20 protein-coding genes are annotated in these 18,179 nt (G+C 70.7%); 5 read left to right on the forward strand and 15 right to left on the reverse strand.

Features of this window, described 5'->3' with window-relative positions; all coding sequences use genetic code 11:
- Together CU044_RS27175 and CU044_RS27180 are read right to left on the reverse strand one after the other, a co-directional pair.
- On the reverse strand, positions 1–318 hold a 318-nt coding region (locus CU044_RS27175), incomplete at its 3' end, for a hypothetical protein (protein WP_129771464.1).
- Positions 319–333: 15 nt separating this feature from the next.
- Positions 334–894, reverse strand: coding sequence for a hypothetical protein (locus tag CU044_RS27180; RefSeq protein ID WP_129771399.1), 561 nt, complete (start codon positions 892–894; stop codon positions 334–336).
- Positions 895–1,081: 187 nt separating this feature from the next.
- Between CU044_RS27180 and CU044_RS40085 the strand changes: the two genes are divergently transcribed.
- Together CU044_RS40085 and CU044_RS27185 are read left to right on the forward strand one after the other, a co-directional pair.
- On the forward strand, positions 1,082–1,207 hold the full coding sequence (locus tag CU044_RS40085) for a hypothetical protein (RefSeq protein ID WP_275670227.1): 126 nt from the start codon (positions 1,082–1,084) through the stop codon (positions 1,205–1,207).
- Positions 1,208–1,258: 51 nt separating this feature from the next.
- The gene (locus CU044_RS27185; protein ID WP_240045866.1) at positions 1,259–2,650 is read left to right on the forward strand and encodes an LCP family protein; all 1,392 of its coding nucleotides are present in this window, start codon (positions 1,259–1,261) and stop codon (positions 2,648–2,650) included.
- Positions 2,651–2,726: 76 nt separating this feature from the next.
- On the opposite strand, the gene CU044_RS27190 is transcribed toward CU044_RS27185, so the two are convergent.
- The 11 genes from CU044_RS27190 to CU044_RS27240 form a co-directional block, all read right to left on the reverse strand.
- On the reverse strand, positions 2,727–3,950 hold the full coding sequence (locus CU044_RS27190; RefSeq protein ID WP_240045867.1) for a serine hydrolase domain-containing protein: 1,224 nt from the start codon (positions 3,948–3,950) through the stop codon (positions 2,727–2,729).
- Positions 3,947–4,870, reverse strand: coding sequence for a hypothetical protein (locus tag CU044_RS27195; RefSeq protein WP_129771400.1), 924 nt, complete (start codon positions 4,868–4,870; stop codon positions 3,947–3,949). Before CU044_RS27195 ends, CU044_RS27190 begins: the two co-directional genes overlap by 4 nt.
- Positions 4,871–4,970: 100 nt before the next feature.
- Positions 4,971–5,708 carry a hypothetical protein gene (locus CU044_RS27200; protein WP_129771401.1) on the reverse strand — a complete coding sequence of 246 codons (738 nt, stop codon included), beginning with the start codon at positions 5,706–5,708 and terminating at the stop codon, positions 4,971–4,973.
- On the reverse strand, positions 5,705–5,887 hold the full coding sequence (locus CU044_RS27205; protein ID WP_129771402.1) for a hypothetical protein: 183 nt from the start codon (positions 5,885–5,887) through the stop codon (positions 5,705–5,707). Before CU044_RS27205 ends, CU044_RS27200 begins: the two co-directional genes overlap by 4 nt.
- Positions 5,888–6,004: 117 nt before the next feature.
- Positions 6,005–7,846 carry an APC family permease gene (locus CU044_RS27210; RefSeq protein ID WP_240045873.1) on the reverse strand — a complete coding sequence of 614 codons (1,842 nt, stop codon included), beginning with the start codon at positions 7,844–7,846 and terminating at the stop codon, positions 6,005–6,007.
- A gap of 661 nt (positions 7,847–8,507) precedes the next feature.
- Positions 8,508–9,473 carry an ABC transporter substrate-binding protein gene (locus tag CU044_RS27215; RefSeq protein WP_240045874.1) on the reverse strand — a complete coding sequence of 322 codons (966 nt, stop codon included), beginning with the start codon at positions 9,471–9,473 and terminating at the stop codon, positions 8,508–8,510.
- Between the two features lie 112 nt (positions 9,474–9,585).
- On the reverse strand, positions 9,586–10,338 hold the full coding sequence (locus tag CU044_RS27220) for an amino acid ABC transporter ATP-binding protein (protein WP_129771468.1): 753 nt from the start codon (positions 10,336–10,338) through the stop codon (positions 9,586–9,588).
- Positions 10,339–10,412: 74 nt separating this feature from the next.
- Positions 10,413–11,411, reverse strand: coding sequence for an amino acid ABC transporter permease (locus CU044_RS27225; protein WP_129771404.1), 999 nt, complete (start codon positions 11,409–11,411; stop codon positions 10,413–10,415).
- Positions 11,412–11,427: 16 nt separating this feature from the next.
- Positions 11,428–12,393, reverse strand: a complete 966-nt coding sequence (locus CU044_RS27230; RefSeq protein ID WP_240045868.1) for an ABC transporter substrate-binding protein — start codon at positions 12,391–12,393, stop codon at positions 11,428–11,430.
- Between the two features lie 4 nt (positions 12,394–12,397).
- Positions 12,398–12,928: a GNAT family N-acetyltransferase gene (locus tag CU044_RS27235; protein ID WP_129771405.1), complete on the reverse strand. Its 531-nt coding sequence runs from the start codon at positions 12,926–12,928 to the stop codon at positions 12,398–12,400.
- Positions 12,928–14,061 (reverse strand): LLM class flavin-dependent oxidoreductase, encoded by a 1,134-nt coding sequence (locus CU044_RS27240; RefSeq protein ID WP_129771406.1) that lies wholly within the window; start codon positions 14,059–14,061, stop codon positions 12,928–12,930. Before CU044_RS27240 ends, CU044_RS27235 begins: the two co-directional genes overlap by 1 nt.
- 621 nt (positions 14,062–14,682) lie before the next feature.
- Between CU044_RS27240 and CU044_RS27245 the strand changes: the two genes are divergently transcribed.
- Together CU044_RS27245 and CU044_RS27250 are read left to right on the forward strand one after the other, a co-directional pair.
- The gene (locus CU044_RS27245; RefSeq protein ID WP_129771407.1) at positions 14,683–15,738 is read left to right on the forward strand and encodes an amino acid ABC transporter permease; all 1,056 of its coding nucleotides are present in this window, start codon (positions 14,683–14,685) and stop codon (positions 15,736–15,738) included.
- A 116-nt stretch (positions 15,739–15,854) separates the two neighbouring features.
- On the forward strand, positions 15,855–16,388 hold the full coding sequence (locus CU044_RS27250) for a type 1 glutamine amidotransferase domain-containing protein (RefSeq protein WP_129771470.1): 534 nt from the start codon (positions 15,855–15,857) through the stop codon (positions 16,386–16,388).
- Positions 16,389–16,487: 99 nt separating this feature from the next.
- Here CU044_RS27250 and CU044_RS27255 read toward each other — a convergent pair whose 3' ends face one another.
- Positions 16,488–16,868, reverse strand: a complete 381-nt coding sequence (locus CU044_RS27255; RefSeq protein WP_129771408.1) for a VOC family protein — start codon at positions 16,866–16,868, stop codon at positions 16,488–16,490.
- A gap of 153 nt (positions 16,869–17,021) precedes the next feature.
- On the opposite strand from CU044_RS27255, the gene CU044_RS27260 reads away from it, so the two are divergent.
- Positions 17,022–17,399 (forward strand): hypothetical protein, encoded by a 378-nt coding sequence (locus CU044_RS27260; RefSeq protein ID WP_240045869.1) that lies wholly within the window; start codon positions 17,022–17,024, stop codon positions 17,397–17,399.
- A gap of 101 nt (positions 17,400–17,500) precedes the next feature.
- On the opposite strand, the gene CU044_RS27265 is transcribed toward CU044_RS27260, so the two are convergent.
- Positions 17,501–18,025: a DUF5709 domain-containing protein gene (locus CU044_RS27265; protein WP_240045870.1), complete on the reverse strand. Its 525-nt coding sequence runs from the start codon at positions 18,023–18,025 to the stop codon at positions 17,501–17,503.
- Between the last annotated feature and the right edge of the window lie 154 nt (positions 18,026–18,179).

An 18,179-nucleotide genomic window follows, 5' to 3' on the forward strand; every position in this document is an offset into this window, starting at 1 on the left:
CAGTTGGCCGACATCGACATAGCGGTAGACCAGCAGCAGCGCCAGGCCACCGGCCGCCACAGACCACGCGAAGAGGTCTCCGGGCAGCCGCTGCCAGACCAGCACGAACAGCGCCGCGAGCGACGCCAGGCCGGCCTCGATACGGAAGAGGTCGCCCTGGCTGATGGTCGCGGTGACCACGTCGTACTGGTCGGCCAGATAGGCGTGCAGATAGGCGTCCCACGCCAGAGCGGCGGCGGCCAGCAACCGGGCCGTTCCGCGCAGCAGACGGAGTTTCCGGCCGGAACCCGAGCGGACGCCGGAGGGCGCTGAGGACATCACTTCTCCCGGGGTTTAGTAGCCGCCGCCGGTGTTCTGCTGCGGAGTGGTGTTCTTCTTGCCTGATGTGCCGAGGACGTACCAGGTGTCGTGGGACCAGAAATCGCCCTGGCCGTTGGTGTCACCGGGCTTGTGGTCGCCCGTGAACCGGTACAGGGGGTGGCCGTTGTAGGTGACCTGCTTCGCCCCGTTGTCGCGCGTGGTGGTGGAGAGCAGGTTCCCCTTCACCCCGCCGGTTCCCGCCTCGGGCTTTCCGGTGACGATCAGGGGCGGCCAGATCTTCACACAGTCACCCGTACAGGTGGACTTGTTCCGCTTGTCCGCCTCGAAGAGATAGAGGGTCCGCCCCTCGCCGTCGACCAGGATCTTTCCGAGGGACGTGGACCTCGCGGACACCTTGCCGACCGCCGTGGCCGAGGGGGACGGGCTCGCGGTGGCGGACGCGAGTCCCTCGGGCGCCCCGCTCGTCCTCGCCGGCGTACCGGCGCCGCCGGCGCCGCCCGAACATCCGGCGACCGCCGCCGCGCACAGCAGGGCCAGGGCCATCGCGGTGGCATGCCCGGTGTTGGTCCCCATGAGACTCCTCGGATCCGGCCGCTCCTCGGGCGGCGGACCGCCCGCCCGTTCACGGCGGTACCACCCACTACACGCCACGCCCCGCCACGTGGCCACCGGACAGAGCCGTCCGCATGTACGGGGCGAGGTGCGGTGGAGAGGCGCGTGGCGTGACGCGTCTGAGGTACGTCGTGAGGTACGCCGTGAGGTGCGTGGCGACGACCGCGCCGCCTGCCGGACGACGACGTCCGGCACGAAGATGCCCCGGATGGCCGTGCCCAGCGGGCCGGGTCCGCTGTTCACCACACGGGAGTCCGACGGCGCGCCGCTCTGATCCGGACCCCGGGGACCGATCCCCATCCTCGTCCGAAAGGGGCTTGACGCCGTGAACGCAGCAACCATGAGCCCGAGGGGCCGTCCCGCCCCCTCACCACGTGGCCGGCCGAGCAGGCGGGACCAGTACCGCCGGGCCGGCCGCTGGCTCGCCCTGACCGCCGCCGCCCTGGTGCTGGGCACGGCCGCGGCGGGTGGCTGGTTCTACACCGCGCTGAGCGGAAACATCCGTGGCGCGGGCGTGGACGACGCCCTCGGCGACAACCGCCCCCGGGCCAGCCGGGGCGAGAACGTCCTGATCATCGGCTCCGACAGCCGCGAGGGGCAGGGCGGTGCCTTCGGCAGGAACCTGACCACCATGCAGTCGGACACGCTGCTGCTGCTGCACATCGGCGGCAGCGGAGAGTGGGCCACCGTGGTGTCGTTCCCCCGTGACTCGTGGGTACGGATCCCCGCGTGCGGCCAGGGAGACGGCGCCGTCTCCACGCCCCATCATTTCAAGATCAACCAGGCGTTCGCGATCGGTGGTTCCACGGGCGACACCGCCAAGGCCGCCGCCTGCGCGATCAAGACCGTCGAGCAGAACACCCGTGTCCGTGTCGACCACTTCATGATCGTGGACTTCCGCGGATTCACCGGCATGGTCGACGCCCTGGGCGGCGTCGAGGTCTGCCCCCCGGTGCCCATCCACGACACGAAGGCCCATCTCGACCTCCGCGCGGGCTGCCAGACGGTGAAGAACGGCGAGGCCCTCGGCTACGTACGCGCCCGCTACAGCCTCGGCGACGGAACGGACATCGGACGGATCGGCCGCCAGCAGGAGTTCATGCGCGCCCTCGCCACCAAGGCCAGGGCCCAGCTGTACCAACCGCGGGCGCTCTACGGATTCCTCGACTCGGCCACCGAATCGCTGACCACCGACCCCGAACTGGCCGGCCTCAAACCCCTGTACGACCTGGCGTCCGGCATCAAACGCATGCCCACGGAACGGATCACGTTCCTGACCGTCCCCCACTATCCCCGGGCCAGGGACGTCCCCGGCGACACGGCCAACGTCGTCTGGAACCCGCCCGCCGCCCAGCAGTTGTTCAACGCCCTCATCCACGACCGGGAGATGACCAGTGCCCGCCTGCTGGAAGCGGCGGAGCAACTGCCCCCGGCGGCCGGCACCGTCCAGGTCACCGTCCTCAACGGCACCGAGGTCCCCGGCAAGGCCCGCGAGACCGCCGAACAGCTGCGCGCGCTCGGCTTCCGGATCAGGGCGACCGGCAACGCCCCCGCCCCGGCCGGGCGGAGCACGCTCGTCTACCCCGAGGGCTTGGCGGAACAGGCCCGGTCCCTGGCCGCGAGACTCCCCGGCCTCGACCCCGTCCCCTCGGCGGGGGCCGGGCACGGCACGCTGACCCTCACCATCGGCCCCGATCTGCCCGATGTCAGGGGGTGACCCGCGACTCCGCCGGTCAGAGGGTGCCCCACGACACCGCCGGCCAGGGAGGTGACCCGCGACTCCGCCGCGCTCGTCAGACGGGCCGCGGCAGTGACAGCAGCGCGTGGTACGCGCCCTGGATGAACGTCTGGCCGGCGGCCGGGCTCACGTTCGTCAGCGCGACCAGTGCGGTGCGGTGGCGCGGGCTGAACCCGGCGAAGGAGCTGAATCCGCGGGTGCCGCCGGAGTGGTGGTAGACATCGCCGTCCGGACGGACGCGGATGTTCCAGACCAGCGCCAGCCGCTTGCCGCCGTCGCGCAGGGCGAGCCGGGGGCGGACCACGTCCACCAGCGCGGTACGCAACGTGTCCGGCACCGGCAGCGGCGCCGATGGCGCGGCACTCGACGGGACGTCCGGCGCGGCGTCGGGCGCGGCGTCGAGCACGACGTCGAGGAGCCTCAGCAGATCGCGCGCGCTGGACCGGAGCGCTCCGGCGCCCGCGAGCCCGGGGATCAGCCACGGCGGCCTGGCGCGTCCGTGCCAGTAGCCGGTGGCCTGCGGAAGGTCGGGCCCGCAGCTGGTGCGGCTCAGCCCGAGCGGGCCGAGCACCCGGGCCGCGAGGAGGTCCCCGTACCCCGGTCCGTCGCCGGGCGCGGCGCGGGTGAGGAGATGACCGAGCAGCCCCACACCGAAGTTGGAGTACCGCACTCGCTCGCCGGGGCGGGCGTGCGGACGTGTCCTCGCCAGGGCGCGCAGCAGATCGGCGGTGGAGAGATGGGCGTACGGATTGGAGAACCAGTCCGCCGCCGCGCCGCCGAGGAACCCCGGGGGCAGCCGGGGCAGCCCCGAGGTGTGGGTGGCCAGATGAAGCAGCGTGATGGGTCCGCCGCGCGGCCGGGGGAGGGCTCCCGGCGGCAGGAACCGGTCCAGCGGATCGCCGTACGCCACCTCGCCCCGGGCCACTTGCTCGGCGAGCAGCAGCGCCGTGAGGCACTTCGTGAGGGAACCGATCTCGAACCGGGTGTCCGCCGTGACGGGGATCCCGCCGTGGTGCGAGGTGCTGCCGTACGTCACGACGGCCCGCCGGTCGCCGTGGCGCAGCGCGACCGCGACCGCGCCGGTGCGCGGCGCCGCCGCCCTGATGGCGTCGGCGGGACGACGTGCCCAGTCGGGCGGAAGCGGCCCGCCGTCGGCGTTCGCCACGTACATCGCGGTCCCGCCCGCCCCGGCGCCCTCGCCCGTCCCCGCGGTCTCATCCGTCCCCGCCGGCCGCGCCGTTCCGGTCGCCTCCTCCGCCCCCGCCGCGCCCAGCGTCACGACCGGGCGCCGAGGGCACGGGAGACGGCGAGGGTCCCGGCGACCACCGCGACCACGGTGGTGTGGTGGTGCGCGGCGAAGCGCTCGGCGGGATCGTCACCGACGGGGTGGCCGTCACGGGGCATCAGCCCGTCCTCGTGCTGGATCACGGCCAGCCGCTCCCACGCCGCCGGATCGCGGTGCGGCTCGGGGAGACAGTCGCCGACGATCAGCAGCTCGGCGACCAGGTCCCATTCGCCGATCTCGAGCCAGATGTCGGTCCAGGCGGGCAGCCAGCGAGTGAGGTACTGGGCGACATCGCCCGGCAGCCCCGAGGGCAGCCGGCCCCAGTCGGTGAGATGGAAGACCGTGTGTGTCATGCAGTAGGCGGTCATCCAGTCGATGAGCCAGGGCTCCGGGCACGCGCCCAGCCAGGTGGCGCGGGACAGCGTGGCCCAGTCGGTGGCGAGGCCGCCCCGGTCGAATCCGCCGATCCGCGCCGCGTTGGCGACGGCGAGGCGGCGGTTCGGCAGCATCTCCGCAGCCCGCGCCGAACGCAGCGAGGTGGTGTGCGTCAGCAGCCGGTCCAGTGCTTCATGGCGGTAGCCGCAGCGGGCGAAGTGGGCGTACGTCTCCAACGGGTCGGTCATCAGCGGATAGCGCAGCAGCCGCTCGTGGAGCATGGCACCGCCCCCGAGCTGCTTCCAGCTGAAGTCCAGCAGCTCGCGGGCGAGCCGTAGTTCGGCGGAGCCGGCCACGCCCTCGCGCAGGACGAGCGAGGCGGCGAGCGCGGTCTCGCCCAGCGGCTTGTACACGCTGTCGGGCTCGGCGAGTTCGGCGGTGGTGTCGGGCGGCAGGGCGCCGTGCTCCCGCTGGGTGTGGAGCCAGGTCAGCGCCTGGGAGGCGATCCGGTGGGCGGATTCTGTGACGGGCATGGCCATCGGGTCTCGGTCCGATCGGGTGTGAGTGCGGGATCCGGGTGGCTTGTGCGGAGGATCAGAGGGGCCGGAAGGTGAGCGGGGACAGGGGGCCGGGGCCGGGTCACATGGCGATCAGCCGACGGGAGATCGCCGTGTCGAGCGCCAGTCGCTCCCCGCAGGCCAGCAAGCCGATGTGCTCCACCAGCGGAGCCGCGTCGAGCGGCAGTCTCAGGCCGTCCGAGCGCAGCCAGGCGAGCCAGCGCGCGATCCGGGCGGCGGTGGGGTAGTCCCGGCGCAGTACGGCACGGGTCGCCCCGCGCGCGAGAGCCAGCGGTGATCTGCGGGCGGCGTCATGCACAGGACCGTCCAGCCCTGGCAGCGCCAGTGTGGACAACTGCCCCATTCTGACGGACCATTCGGCCCACCCCGCCGCGTCGTCGGCCGGCGCGGAGTCCGCCGGGTGGGCCGGCCGCGGCGCCGTCAGCCGCACGCCGTCACCGCCCGTGAGCACGGTCAGCAGGGTGACGGTGCCCCAGTCGCGCCAGGCCATCAGCCAGGGGCCCTCCGGTCCGGCGGGCGGCGGGAGCGGCGCGTCCATCGCGGGCGGCAGCGCGGCGAACGCCAGGGCGATGGCCTGCGCGTCCTCGTGGTGGAGCGGGGCACCCGCCAGCACGACCGGCGCGAAGGTATCGGCGCCGAGGATCCGGATGGCGGCCAGCGCGGCCCCGGGGTCCTGGGCGCTCTCGACATGGGCGGCGACCATGGCCGTGCCCTCGGTGCCCCGCAGGGCACCGAGGGCACGTCGTGCCAGGCCGGCCGCTGATTCCTGATAAGCGGTCCGCGACCGGTCGGGGTTCACAGGCCCTTCGGCTCCTTCGGCTCCTTCGGCGAAAGGAGCGCCAGCAGGAGCAGCAAGCCACCCGCTTCCGGCGCGTAGGCAGGAGCGTCGCTGAAGGGTGCCTCGGGTTCTGCCATCGCCATGGTCAACGCGTGGTGGTCCAGAGTGATTTCTCTCGGCCGGACGGTCTGAGAAAGCATCGATGGGCTCCTCATGTAGATGCCTAATGCCCTGTCTGGGCAATGCACCGCCCACGCTAAGTGACAGGTCACAAACCGGCCAATTGGGATGATGGATGGTCATTCCGCACCCATGACTCAGACATGGAACGGAACGGTGGTCACCACGATCTTCGGGAGCGACCGGAGCGCGCGCCGCAGCCGTCCCGCCAGCGGGCTGTGGAGCAGACGGTGCCACCAGTGCCGTTCGACGATCTCCGGCAGGATCACCGTGATGGTCAGATCGGGGCGCTGGTGGTGCAGGGATTCGAGGTAGCTGATGAGCGGCGCCACCGTAGCCCGATAGGGGGAGAGGACGATCCGCAGCGGAAGATGGTCGCCCCACAGCTGCCAGGCCTCGCGGAACCGCTCGGCGTCCTCGTCGCTGGGGCTGACATGCAGCACCAGGAGGGGCTGCTGGAGGGAGGCGGCGTACGCCAGCGCGCGCATGCTCGCCTGATGCAGCGCGTCGACCGGGACGACCGAGAGATGGCGGATCTCCTCCGGTGTCTCCTCGGTCTCCGGGTACTTCGTCCTGGCCGACGGGGCCTCGGCACCGGACGGCGGCTCCGCGCACGGCTGCGGTGTGATCGTCCGGCTGGGGACCTCGATCGTCTGGGGATGCAGCCGCAGCGCCTCCGCGACCTGGTCGTAATGACGCCGGATCCGCGTCGTCACCAGAAGGAACAGGGCGACGGTGAGAATCGCGAGCCATGCTCCCTCGGTGAACTTGGTGATTCCGGCGGTGATGAAGACGACCGCCGAGAGCAGCGCGCCGGTGGCGTTGAAACAGAGGCTCTTGCGCCAGTGCCGGTCGCGCCTGCGCCACCAGTGCATCACCATCCCGCTCTGCGACAGCGTGAAGGCGAGGAACACCCCGACGGCGTACAGCGGAATCAGCGAGGCCGTCTTCCCCTCGAACGCCACGTAGACGCACACCGCCGCCACGGAGAGCAGGATGATCCCGTTGCTGAAGGCCAGCCGGTCGCCGAGACGCAGAAAGATCCGTGGTGCGTGGTTGTCGCGCGCCAGCAGGTACAGCACCCGGGGGAAGTCGTTGTACGCCGTGTTCGCCGCCAGCAGGAGCACCAGCGCGGTCGCCGCCTGCGTGAAGACGTACATGGCGCCCGAACCGAAGCTGCGATGGGCCAGTTGGGACAGCACCGTCTCCTGCGACTCCGGGATCACACCCTCCAGATAGACCATCGCCATCGTGCCGGCGAACAGTGCGATGAGCAGCCCGATCATCCAGGACAGTGTCGTGCGCGCGTTGCGCCAGGAGACCGGTTTGAAGGCGGGCACCGCGTTCGAGATCGCCTCGATGCCGGTCATCGCCGTCGACCCCGAGGCGAAGGAGCGCATCACCAGCAGCAGACCGACACCCTCGACCGCGTGCAGCGGCGGGGTCGGTACGGGTTCGAAGTCCCGGCCGGCCGCGTCGTACACACCGACGGCGACCAGCGCGGCGATGGCGATGATGAAGGCGTAGGTGGGCGCGGCGAACAGCGCCCCTGCCTGCCGGACACCCCGTAGATTTCCCGCCAGCAGTACGGCGATGACCAGCACACCGATCAGCACGGCGTCATCCGCCAGCCCGGGGACCGCGGAGGTGACCGCCGCCATCCCCGAGGAGACCGAGACGGCGACGGTCAGCACGTAGTCCGTCATCAGACCGGCCGCCGCCACCAGCCCCGGCACCCGCCCCAGGTTGTCCGTGGCGACGATGTACGAGCCGCCCCCGTGCGGGTACGCCCGGATCGTCTGACGGTACGACAGCCCGACGGCCAGCATCAGGAAGATGATCGCGAGGGCCACCGGCACCGAGTACGCGAGCCCCGCGGTACCTCCGAGCACCAGGACGGCCAGCAGCGCCTCGGGTCCGTACGCCACGGACGACAGCGCGTCGGCGGAGAGCACCGGCAGCGCGATCAGCTTGCGCATCCGCTCCCGCGCGATGGCCGTGCTCTTCAGCGGCGCCCCCAGAGTCACCCGCCGGACGAAGGCGCCGAACCGGCCGAGAGGCGTGACGATCTCGCTGTCCGCGGCCTCGGACGGCGGCGCGCTGAGCACGGGCACCTGCACGAAACGGCCGAAGCGGGCCGGGACGATCTGCGCCGGCTCCGGATAGCTGCCGGTATCGGGGTCCACGGGCAGCACACGACGCCAGGCGTCGGGGGTGGCGGACACCCGCTCCCACTCCCGCCCGACCAGCCGCAGCATCGTGGACTGCTCGGCGTCGAGCTCCGGCACGGAGAGCGGCGCGGGGGAGGTGTCGCCCTGGTCCTTGCCCCCACCGTCCGGGCCTTCGTGCCCCTGGGGTCCCTGGGTATCCGTCACACCCGCGAGTCTCTTCGGCGGACCGTGCCACCGGCCCCACCCGCGCCGGACGACACACGGCAGGGGACGGCGACAACCCGTTCGGACGTACGGCCCGGCGCGGCCACGGTGTGCTGGCGACGTGCTTCGGACGTGCTTCGGACATGCCGAGCGGGCCGGGGCATCCCCGCCGGCCGCCCCGGTGAGGATGCCCCGGCCCCGGTGGGTCCCGCACCGAGCTGTCTCCCGTCAGCGGATCCGGGACCGGTATGAGGAGGCCGTCCGGCTACGGAGCGGTCTTCGGCAGTCCCTCGGGGTTGAGCTCGGAGGAGGGCACGGCCTCGTTGCCCAGCCCCCACCGCTCCAGCACCTTCTGGTACGTACCGTTCTTGATGACGGTGTCGATCGCCTGCTGGAACGCCTTGACCAGGCCGTTGTCCTTCTTGGTGGTGGCCGCGATCTTGCCCTGGACCTCGTCCCCGGCACCCGAGAACGTTCCGATGATCTCGGTCTCGCCGGTCGAGGCGGAGTGGTACGCGGCCACCGGGTTGGGGCCGAGGTACGCGTCGAGACGGCCGGAGCCGAGCGCCAGGTAGTAGTCGCTGGAGTTCTGGTAGATCTTGATCTCGGTGGGCTTCAGGCCCTTCTCCGCATTGGCCTTGCTCCAGTCGACCAGCAGCTTCTCCTGGTTGGTGCCCGAGGCGACCCCGATCGTCCTGCCCGCCACGTCCGCCGGGCCCTTGACCCGCCAGTCGGTGCCCTTCTTGGCCTCGAACGCGATGTTGTCCAGCCGGTAGGTCGCGAAGTCGTACTTCTCCTTGCGCTCCTCGGTGACCGTGATGTTGCTGAGGCCGAGGTCGTACTTGCCGCTGTCGAGACCGACGAAGATGTTCGCCCAGTCGACGGTGTTGTAGTGCGGCTTCAGGCCGAGGACGTTCGCGATCAGCGAGGCGAGGTCCGGCTCCACCCCGATCACGGTCTTGTCGTCGGTGGCGTAGAAGTCGAGCGGGGGCACGGAACCGGCCGAGTTGACGACCTCAAGGGTGCCGCGCTCACGGATCTCCGCGGGGACGAGCGCGGCTATGGAATCCACCGTGGGTGTGGTGATCCGCTTCTGGTCGGGGCCCAGATTGATCTGGACCCCCTTCTTGTCGCCGGCCTCGGGCACCGCCTTGTCGGTGCTGCCGTCGGCGGAGTTGCCGCAGGCGGCGAGCGAGAACGTGGTGACGAGGCCGAGCAGGGCGGCGGTGATACGGAGGGGACGGCGACGGGGCGGCACGGAGGACTCCTCGGCAGGGTGGCGAAACGCAAGGACGGACGGATGACGGTGTGGACGGACGGATGGAGGGACGAGCGGAGGGACGTCACAGGACCTTGGACAGGAACGCCTTCGTACGCGCGTGCCGTGGGCGGTCGAGCACATCCGTCGGCGGACCCTGCTCGACGATCACCCCGTCGTCCATGAAGACGACGGTGTCGGCGACTTCGCGGGCGAAGCCGATCTCATGGGTGACGACGATCATGGTGGTGCCGGTACGGGCCAGGTCCTTGATGACATCGAGGACCTCACCCACCAGCTCGGGGTCGAGCGCGGAGGTCGGCTCGTCGAAGAGCAGCACCTTCGGTTCCAGCGCCAGGGCGCGGGCGATGGCCACGCGCTGCTGCTGGCCGCCGGAGAGCTGACGCGGATAGGCGCCGGCCTTGTCCGCGAGGCCCACCCGCTCCAGCAGCCGTCCGGCCTGCTCCACGGCGACTTTGCGGGGCCGGCGCAGCGCCGAGATCGGCGCCTCGATGATGTTCTCGACCACCGTGAGATGCGGGAACAGATTGAAGTTCTGGAAGACGAACCCGATGTGCAGACGCTGCTTCAGCACCTCCCGTTCCTTGAGTTCGTGCAGCTTGGAGCCCGCACGGCGGTAGCCGATCAGCTCGCCGTCGATACTGATGTATCCCCGGTTGAGCTTTTCGAGATGGTTGATGCTGCGCAGCAGCGTCGACTTTCCGGAGCCCGACGGGCCCAGTACGACGGTGACTTCGCCGGTGCGGACCTGGAGGTCGACCCCGCGCAGTACTTCGAGCGCGCCGAAGTTCTTGTGGACGCCGCGCACCTCGACCATCAGACCGCCGTCGGCGGACGGACCGGCGGGTGCGGCCGTGGCGGCGGTGCCGGTGACCGATTCGGAGCCGGTGCTCATTTCTGGATACCTCCGGTGGCGGCAGCGGCCCGCATCCTGCGGGTGAAGGCGCGGGCCCGCTGGAGCGGTGTGGGCGGGGGCGTACGCTCGGCGCCGCGCGCGAAGTGCCGCTCCACGTAGTACTGGGCGATGGTCAGCAGGGTGGTCAGCAGGATGTACCAGGCGGTCGCGACCATCAGCAGCGGTACGACCCGCCCGTTGCGGCCGTAGATCACCTGTACCTGGTAGAACAGCTCCCCGATCGCCATCACCGAGACGATCGAGGTCCCCTTGAAGAGGGAGATCACCTCGTTGGCGGCGTTGGGCAGGATGCCGCGCATAGCCTGGGGCAGCAGGACGCGGCGCAGCTGCCGCAGCCGGGGGATGCCCAGGGCCGCCGCCGCCTCCAGCTGCCCGGCGTCGACCGAGATGATGCCGCCGCGGACGATCTCCGCGGCGTAGGCGGCCTGGTGCAGCGCGAGCCCGATGACAGCGGCGGACAGCGCGCTCACCAGGTTGAGCGTCTCGAAACTCCACAGGACGGGACCGAAGGGGATACCGATCCCCAACTCCTTGTAGAGATAGGCGAGATTGAACCAGAACAGCAGCTGCACGATGAGCGGGATCGAACGGAAGGCCCAGATGTACGTCCACGCCACCGTCTGGAGGATGACGCTCCTGCTCAGCCGCATGAAGGCGAGGACGACGCCGAGCGCGAAGCCGAGCGCCGTGCCGTACACGGTGAGCTGGAGCGTCACCCAGACGGCGTTCAGCACGGTGTCGGCGGACAGGTACAGGAAGAAGGTGTCCCAGTCCCAGCCCGGGTTGGTGATCAGACCGTGGCTGAACTGGGCGACCACGACAAGCGCGGCCGCGCCCGCCACCCAGCGCCAGTAGTGGCGCGCGGGCACGACCTTCAGCGCGGCGAGATCATCCCGGTCCGGGACCGCTCTCCGCGGTGGTACGGCGTGTCCGGGCGGTGGCGCGGCCTGCGCGGCGCCGGTTGCGGTGTCCATCAGTGGCTCCTGCCGGCTACTTCTTCTCGGGCGGACTGATCTGCGACTCCTCGATCGCGGAGTCCTCCGTTCCCCACTTGTCGAGGATCCGGCGGTAGGTGCCGTCGTCGATCAGCTGGTTGACGGCCCCCTGGAACGCCTTGAGCAGCGGGGAGCCCTTGGCGAAGGCGAAGCCGACATCGAGCCGGTGGAACTCGCCGAGGAACCTCACCCCGGCCGCCGGCTGGGCCGCCTGGTAGCGCAGGCCGTTGATCGTCGACATGACCACATCGACCCGGCTCTGCTGGAGGCTGGTGAGCAACGCCCCGTTCTCGGAGTACACACTGACCTTGTACGGCTTCTTGCCCGCGTCCGCGCAGACGCTCTTCCGGGAGTTGAGGGTGGCCTCGAAGGTGGTGCCCGCCCCCACCCCGACGGTCTTGCCGCACAGTTGGTCGAGCCGGGTCACCTCGTCGAGGCTCTTGTCGTCCGCGCGGACGGCGAATCCCTGACCGTCATTGATGTAGGTGACGAAGTCGATCGTCTTGCGGCGGACGTCGGTGACCCCGAAGTTGCCAGTGCCGACGTCGTACTTGCCACTGCCGAGCGCGGGCAGGATCGCCTCGAAACTCGCCTCCTCGCGGCCCAGTCGCACCCCGAGGACCGTGCCGACCGCGTCGGCGATGTCGATGTCCAGTCCGGCCGGGCGGCTCGTCGAGGCGTCGGGGTAGTAGGCGCTGGGCGGCGCTCCCACGGACGAGGCGATCCGTACGGTCCCCCGCTTCCTGACGTCCTCGGGGAGCAGGGCCGCCAGCGACGCGTTCTTCTTCAGCGAGGCGGTGACATCGTCGGCGGGCGCGGGTGCGGCGGCGCCGGCCGCCCCCTCGCCGGAGGCCACGTCCGACCCACAGCCCGCGAGCACCGGCAGCAGCAGGGCGGCCACCAGCGCGGCGGCCAGCTGGTGACGCACGGGCCGCGCACGGCCCGGAATCAGGATGCGCACGGGGTCACACCTCTCTTTCGGAGGAATCAGGGGAGCCGGCGGGCTCGCCGGTGAGGTACTTCTCGAAGGGGAGCGGACCGATGGTCTCCGGATCCGCCCCGGTGTCGAACAGCGGTGTGTAACCGGCCGTCAGATACAGCTCCCTGGCCTCCGGCTGGCGCGGCCCGGTCGTGAGGTGGACGCGGCGGTAGCCCCGTGCGCGGGCGACCCGCTCCAGCTCCGCGACGACCCGCTTCGCCAGCCCGCGCCGCCGGTGCGCGGAGTGTGTCCAGATCCGCTTCAGCTCGGCCGTGGTGGCGTCGTAGCGGCGGAACGCCCCGCCGGAGATGGGCTCGCCGTGCTCCAGCAACAGCAGCAGGACCCCGTGCGGCGGGGCGAACTCCTCCGCGGGATAACGGGCCAGCTCGCTGTGCGCGTCCTTGCCGTAGCGGGTGGAGTACTCGTGTCCCAGCTCGCGCAGCATCGGCTGTGTCAGCGGATCGGATACGGAGGTCGACACCCACGTCAGACCGCCGGGTTCGGCGACGGAGGTCATCAGCCGGCCTCGACCAGGGTCTCCGGGCCACGGGCCGCGCCTGCCGCGTCGCGCCTGGCGACCTCTTCGCGGACCAGCGGGATGACATGGCGGCCGAAGTCGATGGCATCGCCGAGCAGCTCGTAACCGCGTGCGGAGAGGATGTCGACACCGAGGTCGTAGTAGTCGAGCAGCGCCCGCGCGACCGTCTCCGGCGTACCGACCAGGGCGTTGGAGTTGCCCGCGCCCCCGGTGGCCGCGGCGGTGGGGGTCCACAGCGCCCGGTCGTGGCGCTCACCGGACCGCGCGATCGAGATCAGCCGCTGCGAGCCGGTGTTCTCCGGATCGCCCCGCCGGTGATGGCGCACCACGGCAGGCTCGCCGTTCTCCTTGCGGGCCTTGATCGCGTCCACCGTACGGTGCGCCTTCTCCCAGGCGAGCTCCTCTGTCGGGGCGATGATCGGCCGGAAGGCCACCTGGAAACGGGGCGGGGTGGTACGGCCCGCCGCGCGCGCGGCGGCCTTCACCGCCTCGATCTGCTCGGCGGTCTTCGCCAGCGGCTCGCCCCAGAGCGCGTAGATGTCCGCCTCGGCGCCACCGGCCGCGTACGCGGCGGGCGAGGAGCCGCCGAACGAGACATCGGGCCTGGGCTGCTGGACGGGGAAGACATCGCTGACGAAGTCGTGGAACCGGTAGTGCTCGCCCTCGTGGTCGAAGGGCTCGTGCGAGGTCCATATCCGCTTGACGATCCCGATGTACTCACGGGTGCGGGAGTAGCGCTCGTCCTTGGTGAGTGTGTCCCCCTCACGCCCCTGCTCGTGATCGTTGCCACCGGTGATGAAATGCACCGTCAGCCGGCCGTCGCTGATCCGGTCGAGCGTGGCGAATGTCTTGGCGGCGAAGGTGGGATACGAGACATTCGGCCGGTGCGCGAGCAGGATCTGCAACGTGTCCAGCCGGGAGGCGATGTACGCGGCGGCCGGAGCGGGGTCGGGCGAGCCGGAACCGTACGCGAACAGCACCCGGTCCCAGCCGTGGTCCTCGTGTGCGCGGGCCAGCTTGAGTGTGTATTCCTTGTCAAACGCTGCGCCGGATCGGGGACTTGTCTCCGATCCGTTGTTGGTGGCGGCTATGCCGAGGAACTCCACAGGCATGACGGACCTTTCGTGCGGGAGATGGGCGTGCGCCGGCGGGAAGGCATGCCGAGGAAGACCCCGGGGACCGTGGACGCGGCGGACGCCGGGGACCACCGGCCGTACGGGGCAGCCGGGCGGGACGGTGCGAGGGCGCGATGACGGGAGGGAGACGAAGGCGCGATGACGGGAGAGACGTAGAGCGCCTCAGGGAGGGAACGGCAGCGAACGCCCGGTGAAATACGGGAAATCGGCCCACGACGGGGTCACCGAAGGGACGGGGTCACCGAGGGAGGGAGGGGCCGGTCAGGCGGCCCGCTGCCGGGTCAGGCGCAACAAGAAGCGGACCACACTCGACCGAAGTCTATGTGGCCGCGGATGACCAACGGCAGCTGCTTCTGCATGGAGCCAATTGAGCACGGGACGTTCACCGAAGTCAACAGCCTCTCGCACTGTGGGCGGCGTCCGCGGTCCTGCCCCCTTGACAGCCGTCCGGCGTGCGCCCGTACGATCGGGGGGTGTGCGGCTCCGGTTCCCGTGTGAACACCGGTCCGCACCGGCCGTGTTGAGGGACGCGGTACGCGTGATGACACCTGCCGCCCGGTCCACGCCGCCGACCGTCTCTCCCGCCGGAGCACCCCCATGTCCGTATCGCCCTCGCTCGATGGACCGCGCGCCTCCGCCGCGGCCTCCCGGAAGACACGCCCCACCGACCCCGCGGACACCGTCCCGCCGGGGACTCCGGGCGCCTCCCCGCTCTCCCCGCCAGGACCCGACGAGATCTCCCGTATCGTTCCCCGCCGCCACCCCGGCCGGTGGCTGTCGGCGGCGGTGGCGCTGCTCGGCCTCGCGATGGTCGTCAATTCCGTCGTCCGCAACGAGAGATTCCAGTGGAGTGTGGTGAGCCAGTACTTCACCACCCCCGCGGTGCTCGACGGCCTGCTGCTCACCCTCTGGCTGACCGCCGCCGTGATGGTGCTGGGCTTCCTCATCGGTACGGTCCTCGCCGTCATGCGGCTCTCCGTCAACCCCGTACTGCGAACCATCAGTTGGGGGTACGTATGGATCTTCCGTTCGACTCCGATGCTGGTGCAGCTGCTGTTCTGGTTCAACATCGGAGCGCTCTATCCGACCCTGGGGATCGGCATCCCCTTCGGCCCCGAATTCCTCACCTTCAAGACGGTGAACCTCTTCGGCGCGGGTCTCACGGCGTTGATCGGCCTCACCCTGCACGAGGCGGCCTACGCGGCGGAAGTGGTGCGCGGCGGCATCCTCTCCGTCGACGCCGGCCAGACGGAGGCCGCCGCGGCGCTCGGTCTGAGCCGCAGGCGGGTGCTGCGCCGGGTCGTCGTGCCGCAGGCGATGCGCTCGATCGTCCCCACGGCGGGCAATATGCTCATCGGCACGCTCAAGGGGACCAGCATCGTCAGTGTCCTCGCCGTGCAGGACCTGCTGTTCTCGGTGCAGCTGATCTACAACCGCACGTACCAGATCATCCCCCTGCTGATGGTGGCGACCATCTGGTACATCGCCGTCACGACCGTCCTGTCCGCGGGCCAGTTCTATGTCGAGCGCCACTACGCCCGTGGCGCGGCCCGCGAGCTGCCTCCCACGCCTCTCCAGCGCCTGCGCCTGCAGACGGCGGCCCTGGGGGCAAGACTCCGTACCGCGAGCGCCTCCGACGCGAAACCGCTCTGAGACCGCGGGAACCACGTGCCGCCGGGCCGGCAGGTCCTGGATCGCCCTCGCCGTGCCTCGGCGCTCCCGATGGACGAGAATCTATGGGACACGGTATGAGGAAGGGCGTGAGCCGCATGCGAGTGGCATTTCTGGTAGCCCCCGAAGGCGTGGAACAGGTCGAGCTGACCGAGCCCTGGAAGGCTGTGAAGGACGCGGGCGGCGAACCCGCGCTGATCTCCACGGAACCGGGACAGGTTCAGGGGTTCAACCATCTCGACCGGGCCGACACCTTCCCCGTCGACCGTACGGTCTCCGCGAGCACGGCCGGTGACTATGACGCGCTGGTCCTGCCCGGCGGCGTAGCCAACCCCGACGCGCTGCGGTTGGACGCCGGAGCCGTGGCGTTCGTGAAGGACTTCTTCGAGGCGGGCAAACCCGTCGCGGCGATCTGTCATGCCCCGTGGACGCTGATCGAGGCCGATGTGGTGCGCGGCAGGACACTGACCTCCTGGCCCAGTCTGCGCACCGACCTGCGCAACGCGGGCGCCACCTGGGTCGACGAGCAGGTCAACGTGTGTACCGCGGCACCCGGCACACTGATCACCAGCCGGAAGCCGGAGGATCTCAACGCCTTCTGCTCGGCGTTCCTCAAGGAATTCGGCAGCTGAGCGGACGGCCGACAGCCGACAGCCGACAACCGGACACCGGACAGCCGGACAGCGGGACAGCCGGAAGCCGGACGGCGGCTGTGGTCCGGCTGCGGTCCGTCAGGCGCGGACGGCGAGTGTGAAGGAGTGCCCGGCCGGATCCGAGTAGACGCGCACATCGCGCGGGCCACCGTTGTGTTTGGTGTCCAGGGGCCTCGCCCCGAGGCTGATCGCCTCGCGCTCCGCCTCGTCCATCTCGTCCTGTGACACCAGGATCCGCAGATGCGCCTGCTGCGAGCTCTCCGGCCGCGGCCAGCTCGCGGGCGCGTGGCCGTGGTCCCTCCGGATCGCCAGCCGCACACCGTGGTGGCCGACGATCTCCACGAAGTCCGGATCGGCGCCGAGACGGGTCTCCGCGCCGAGGAACTCCGAGTAGAACAGGGCCAGCTCCGCCGGTTCGGCACAGTCGAGGACGAGAACGCTGCTCTTGGTGACGGTCATGTGTGTGCGTCTACCCGCTCTTCCCGGCGGCACGCGGCGCACCGGCGGTGGTGCGGGCGCGTCCTGTTGACCGCTTCGGCTCGCACACTCCGGGTACCAGGGGGAGTCTGGAGACGGACCGGTTCGGAGCGGCGACGGAGAGGAAAGATCCACGTGAACAGTGCGGACCAGCCCGCGGCGGACGTTGTCGTGGCGCTCACTGGTGACGAGAAGGAAGACGCGCGTGTGGTGTTCGGCGCGCTCCGTACAGCCTTCGCCTGCGACCGCGCGGCGGACGATGTCCCGCAGGCGGCGGCCGGGGGCCGCCCCACCGTATGGATCGCCACGTTCAATGTGTCCGAGGTACGCGCGGAACCCCGCCCGGCGAGGCTGAGGGCGCCGGTGGCGGTCACCCTCCAGGGCGGCTACACGGCGGTGGACAGTCTCCGGAAGAGCCTGGCCTCCGCCTTCACCGTCCGCATGATCGGTACGGCCTCCGGCGATCAGGAGGAGGAAGTCCAGCTACGCCTGGAGAACCGCGAGAACCGCTGAGCGCTGTCCGGGACCCACAGAGCCCTGGCCGGGGCCCGCTGAGCCCTCCTGACCGGCGGTCCCGCTCCGGAGCACGCGTTCCCGTGTCGTCCCGGCGGGGCTCACTCCCACTCGTCCTGTTCGGCGACGAGATGCACCGCCGCCTCCTCCGCCGAAGCCGCGGCACCGTCGATCCCGACATCGCGGGCGATCATGTCCTTCTCGGCATCCTCGTGAGCGCCCTCGTCGGGAGCCACCAGCCGGCCCGAGCGCCCGTCGCCCACCTCGTCGTCCAGCCGCTCACCCTCGCCGTACGGCAGGTCCCCGATACCGTCGCCGACGACGGCGCCCTGGTCGGGAGTCTCCTCCGCGAGCCGCTGGTCGAGCGTTTCCCCCGCCCGCTGCTCGGCGGCCGTCGTACCGACGTGTTCCACACCGAGCGGGCGTTCCGGAGGCGACCAGCCCTCGTCGAAGGGGTCCGAGCCCCGGTCGAGGAGGGTGTCCTCGTCGTCGAGGATGCCCTCGTCCTCGCCGATGTCGGCGCCGTCCGGCTGGTAGACCTCGTCGCCCATCGACTCGCCGTTGTCGCCGCTCACGTGACTCTCCTCGCCTCCGTGCGCCCTGCCGTCGTAGACGAGAGCTTTCATGGTGCCTCTGCCTTCGCTCGCCTTCCGGTGCGTTTCGTCGTGACGTCCTGCCGGCGCTCGGCTCATCCGCTCCGTCCACCTTCCCACCAATCACTGCCGTGTCAAACGGCAGGTGAGGCCCCCTGCGACAGGGTGCGCCGGGGGGCCTGCGCGC

This window comes from Streptomyces sp. L-9-10, assembly GCF_004151105.1.
Lineage (GTDB): Bacteria > Actinomycetota > Actinomycetes > Streptomycetales > Streptomycetaceae > Streptomyces.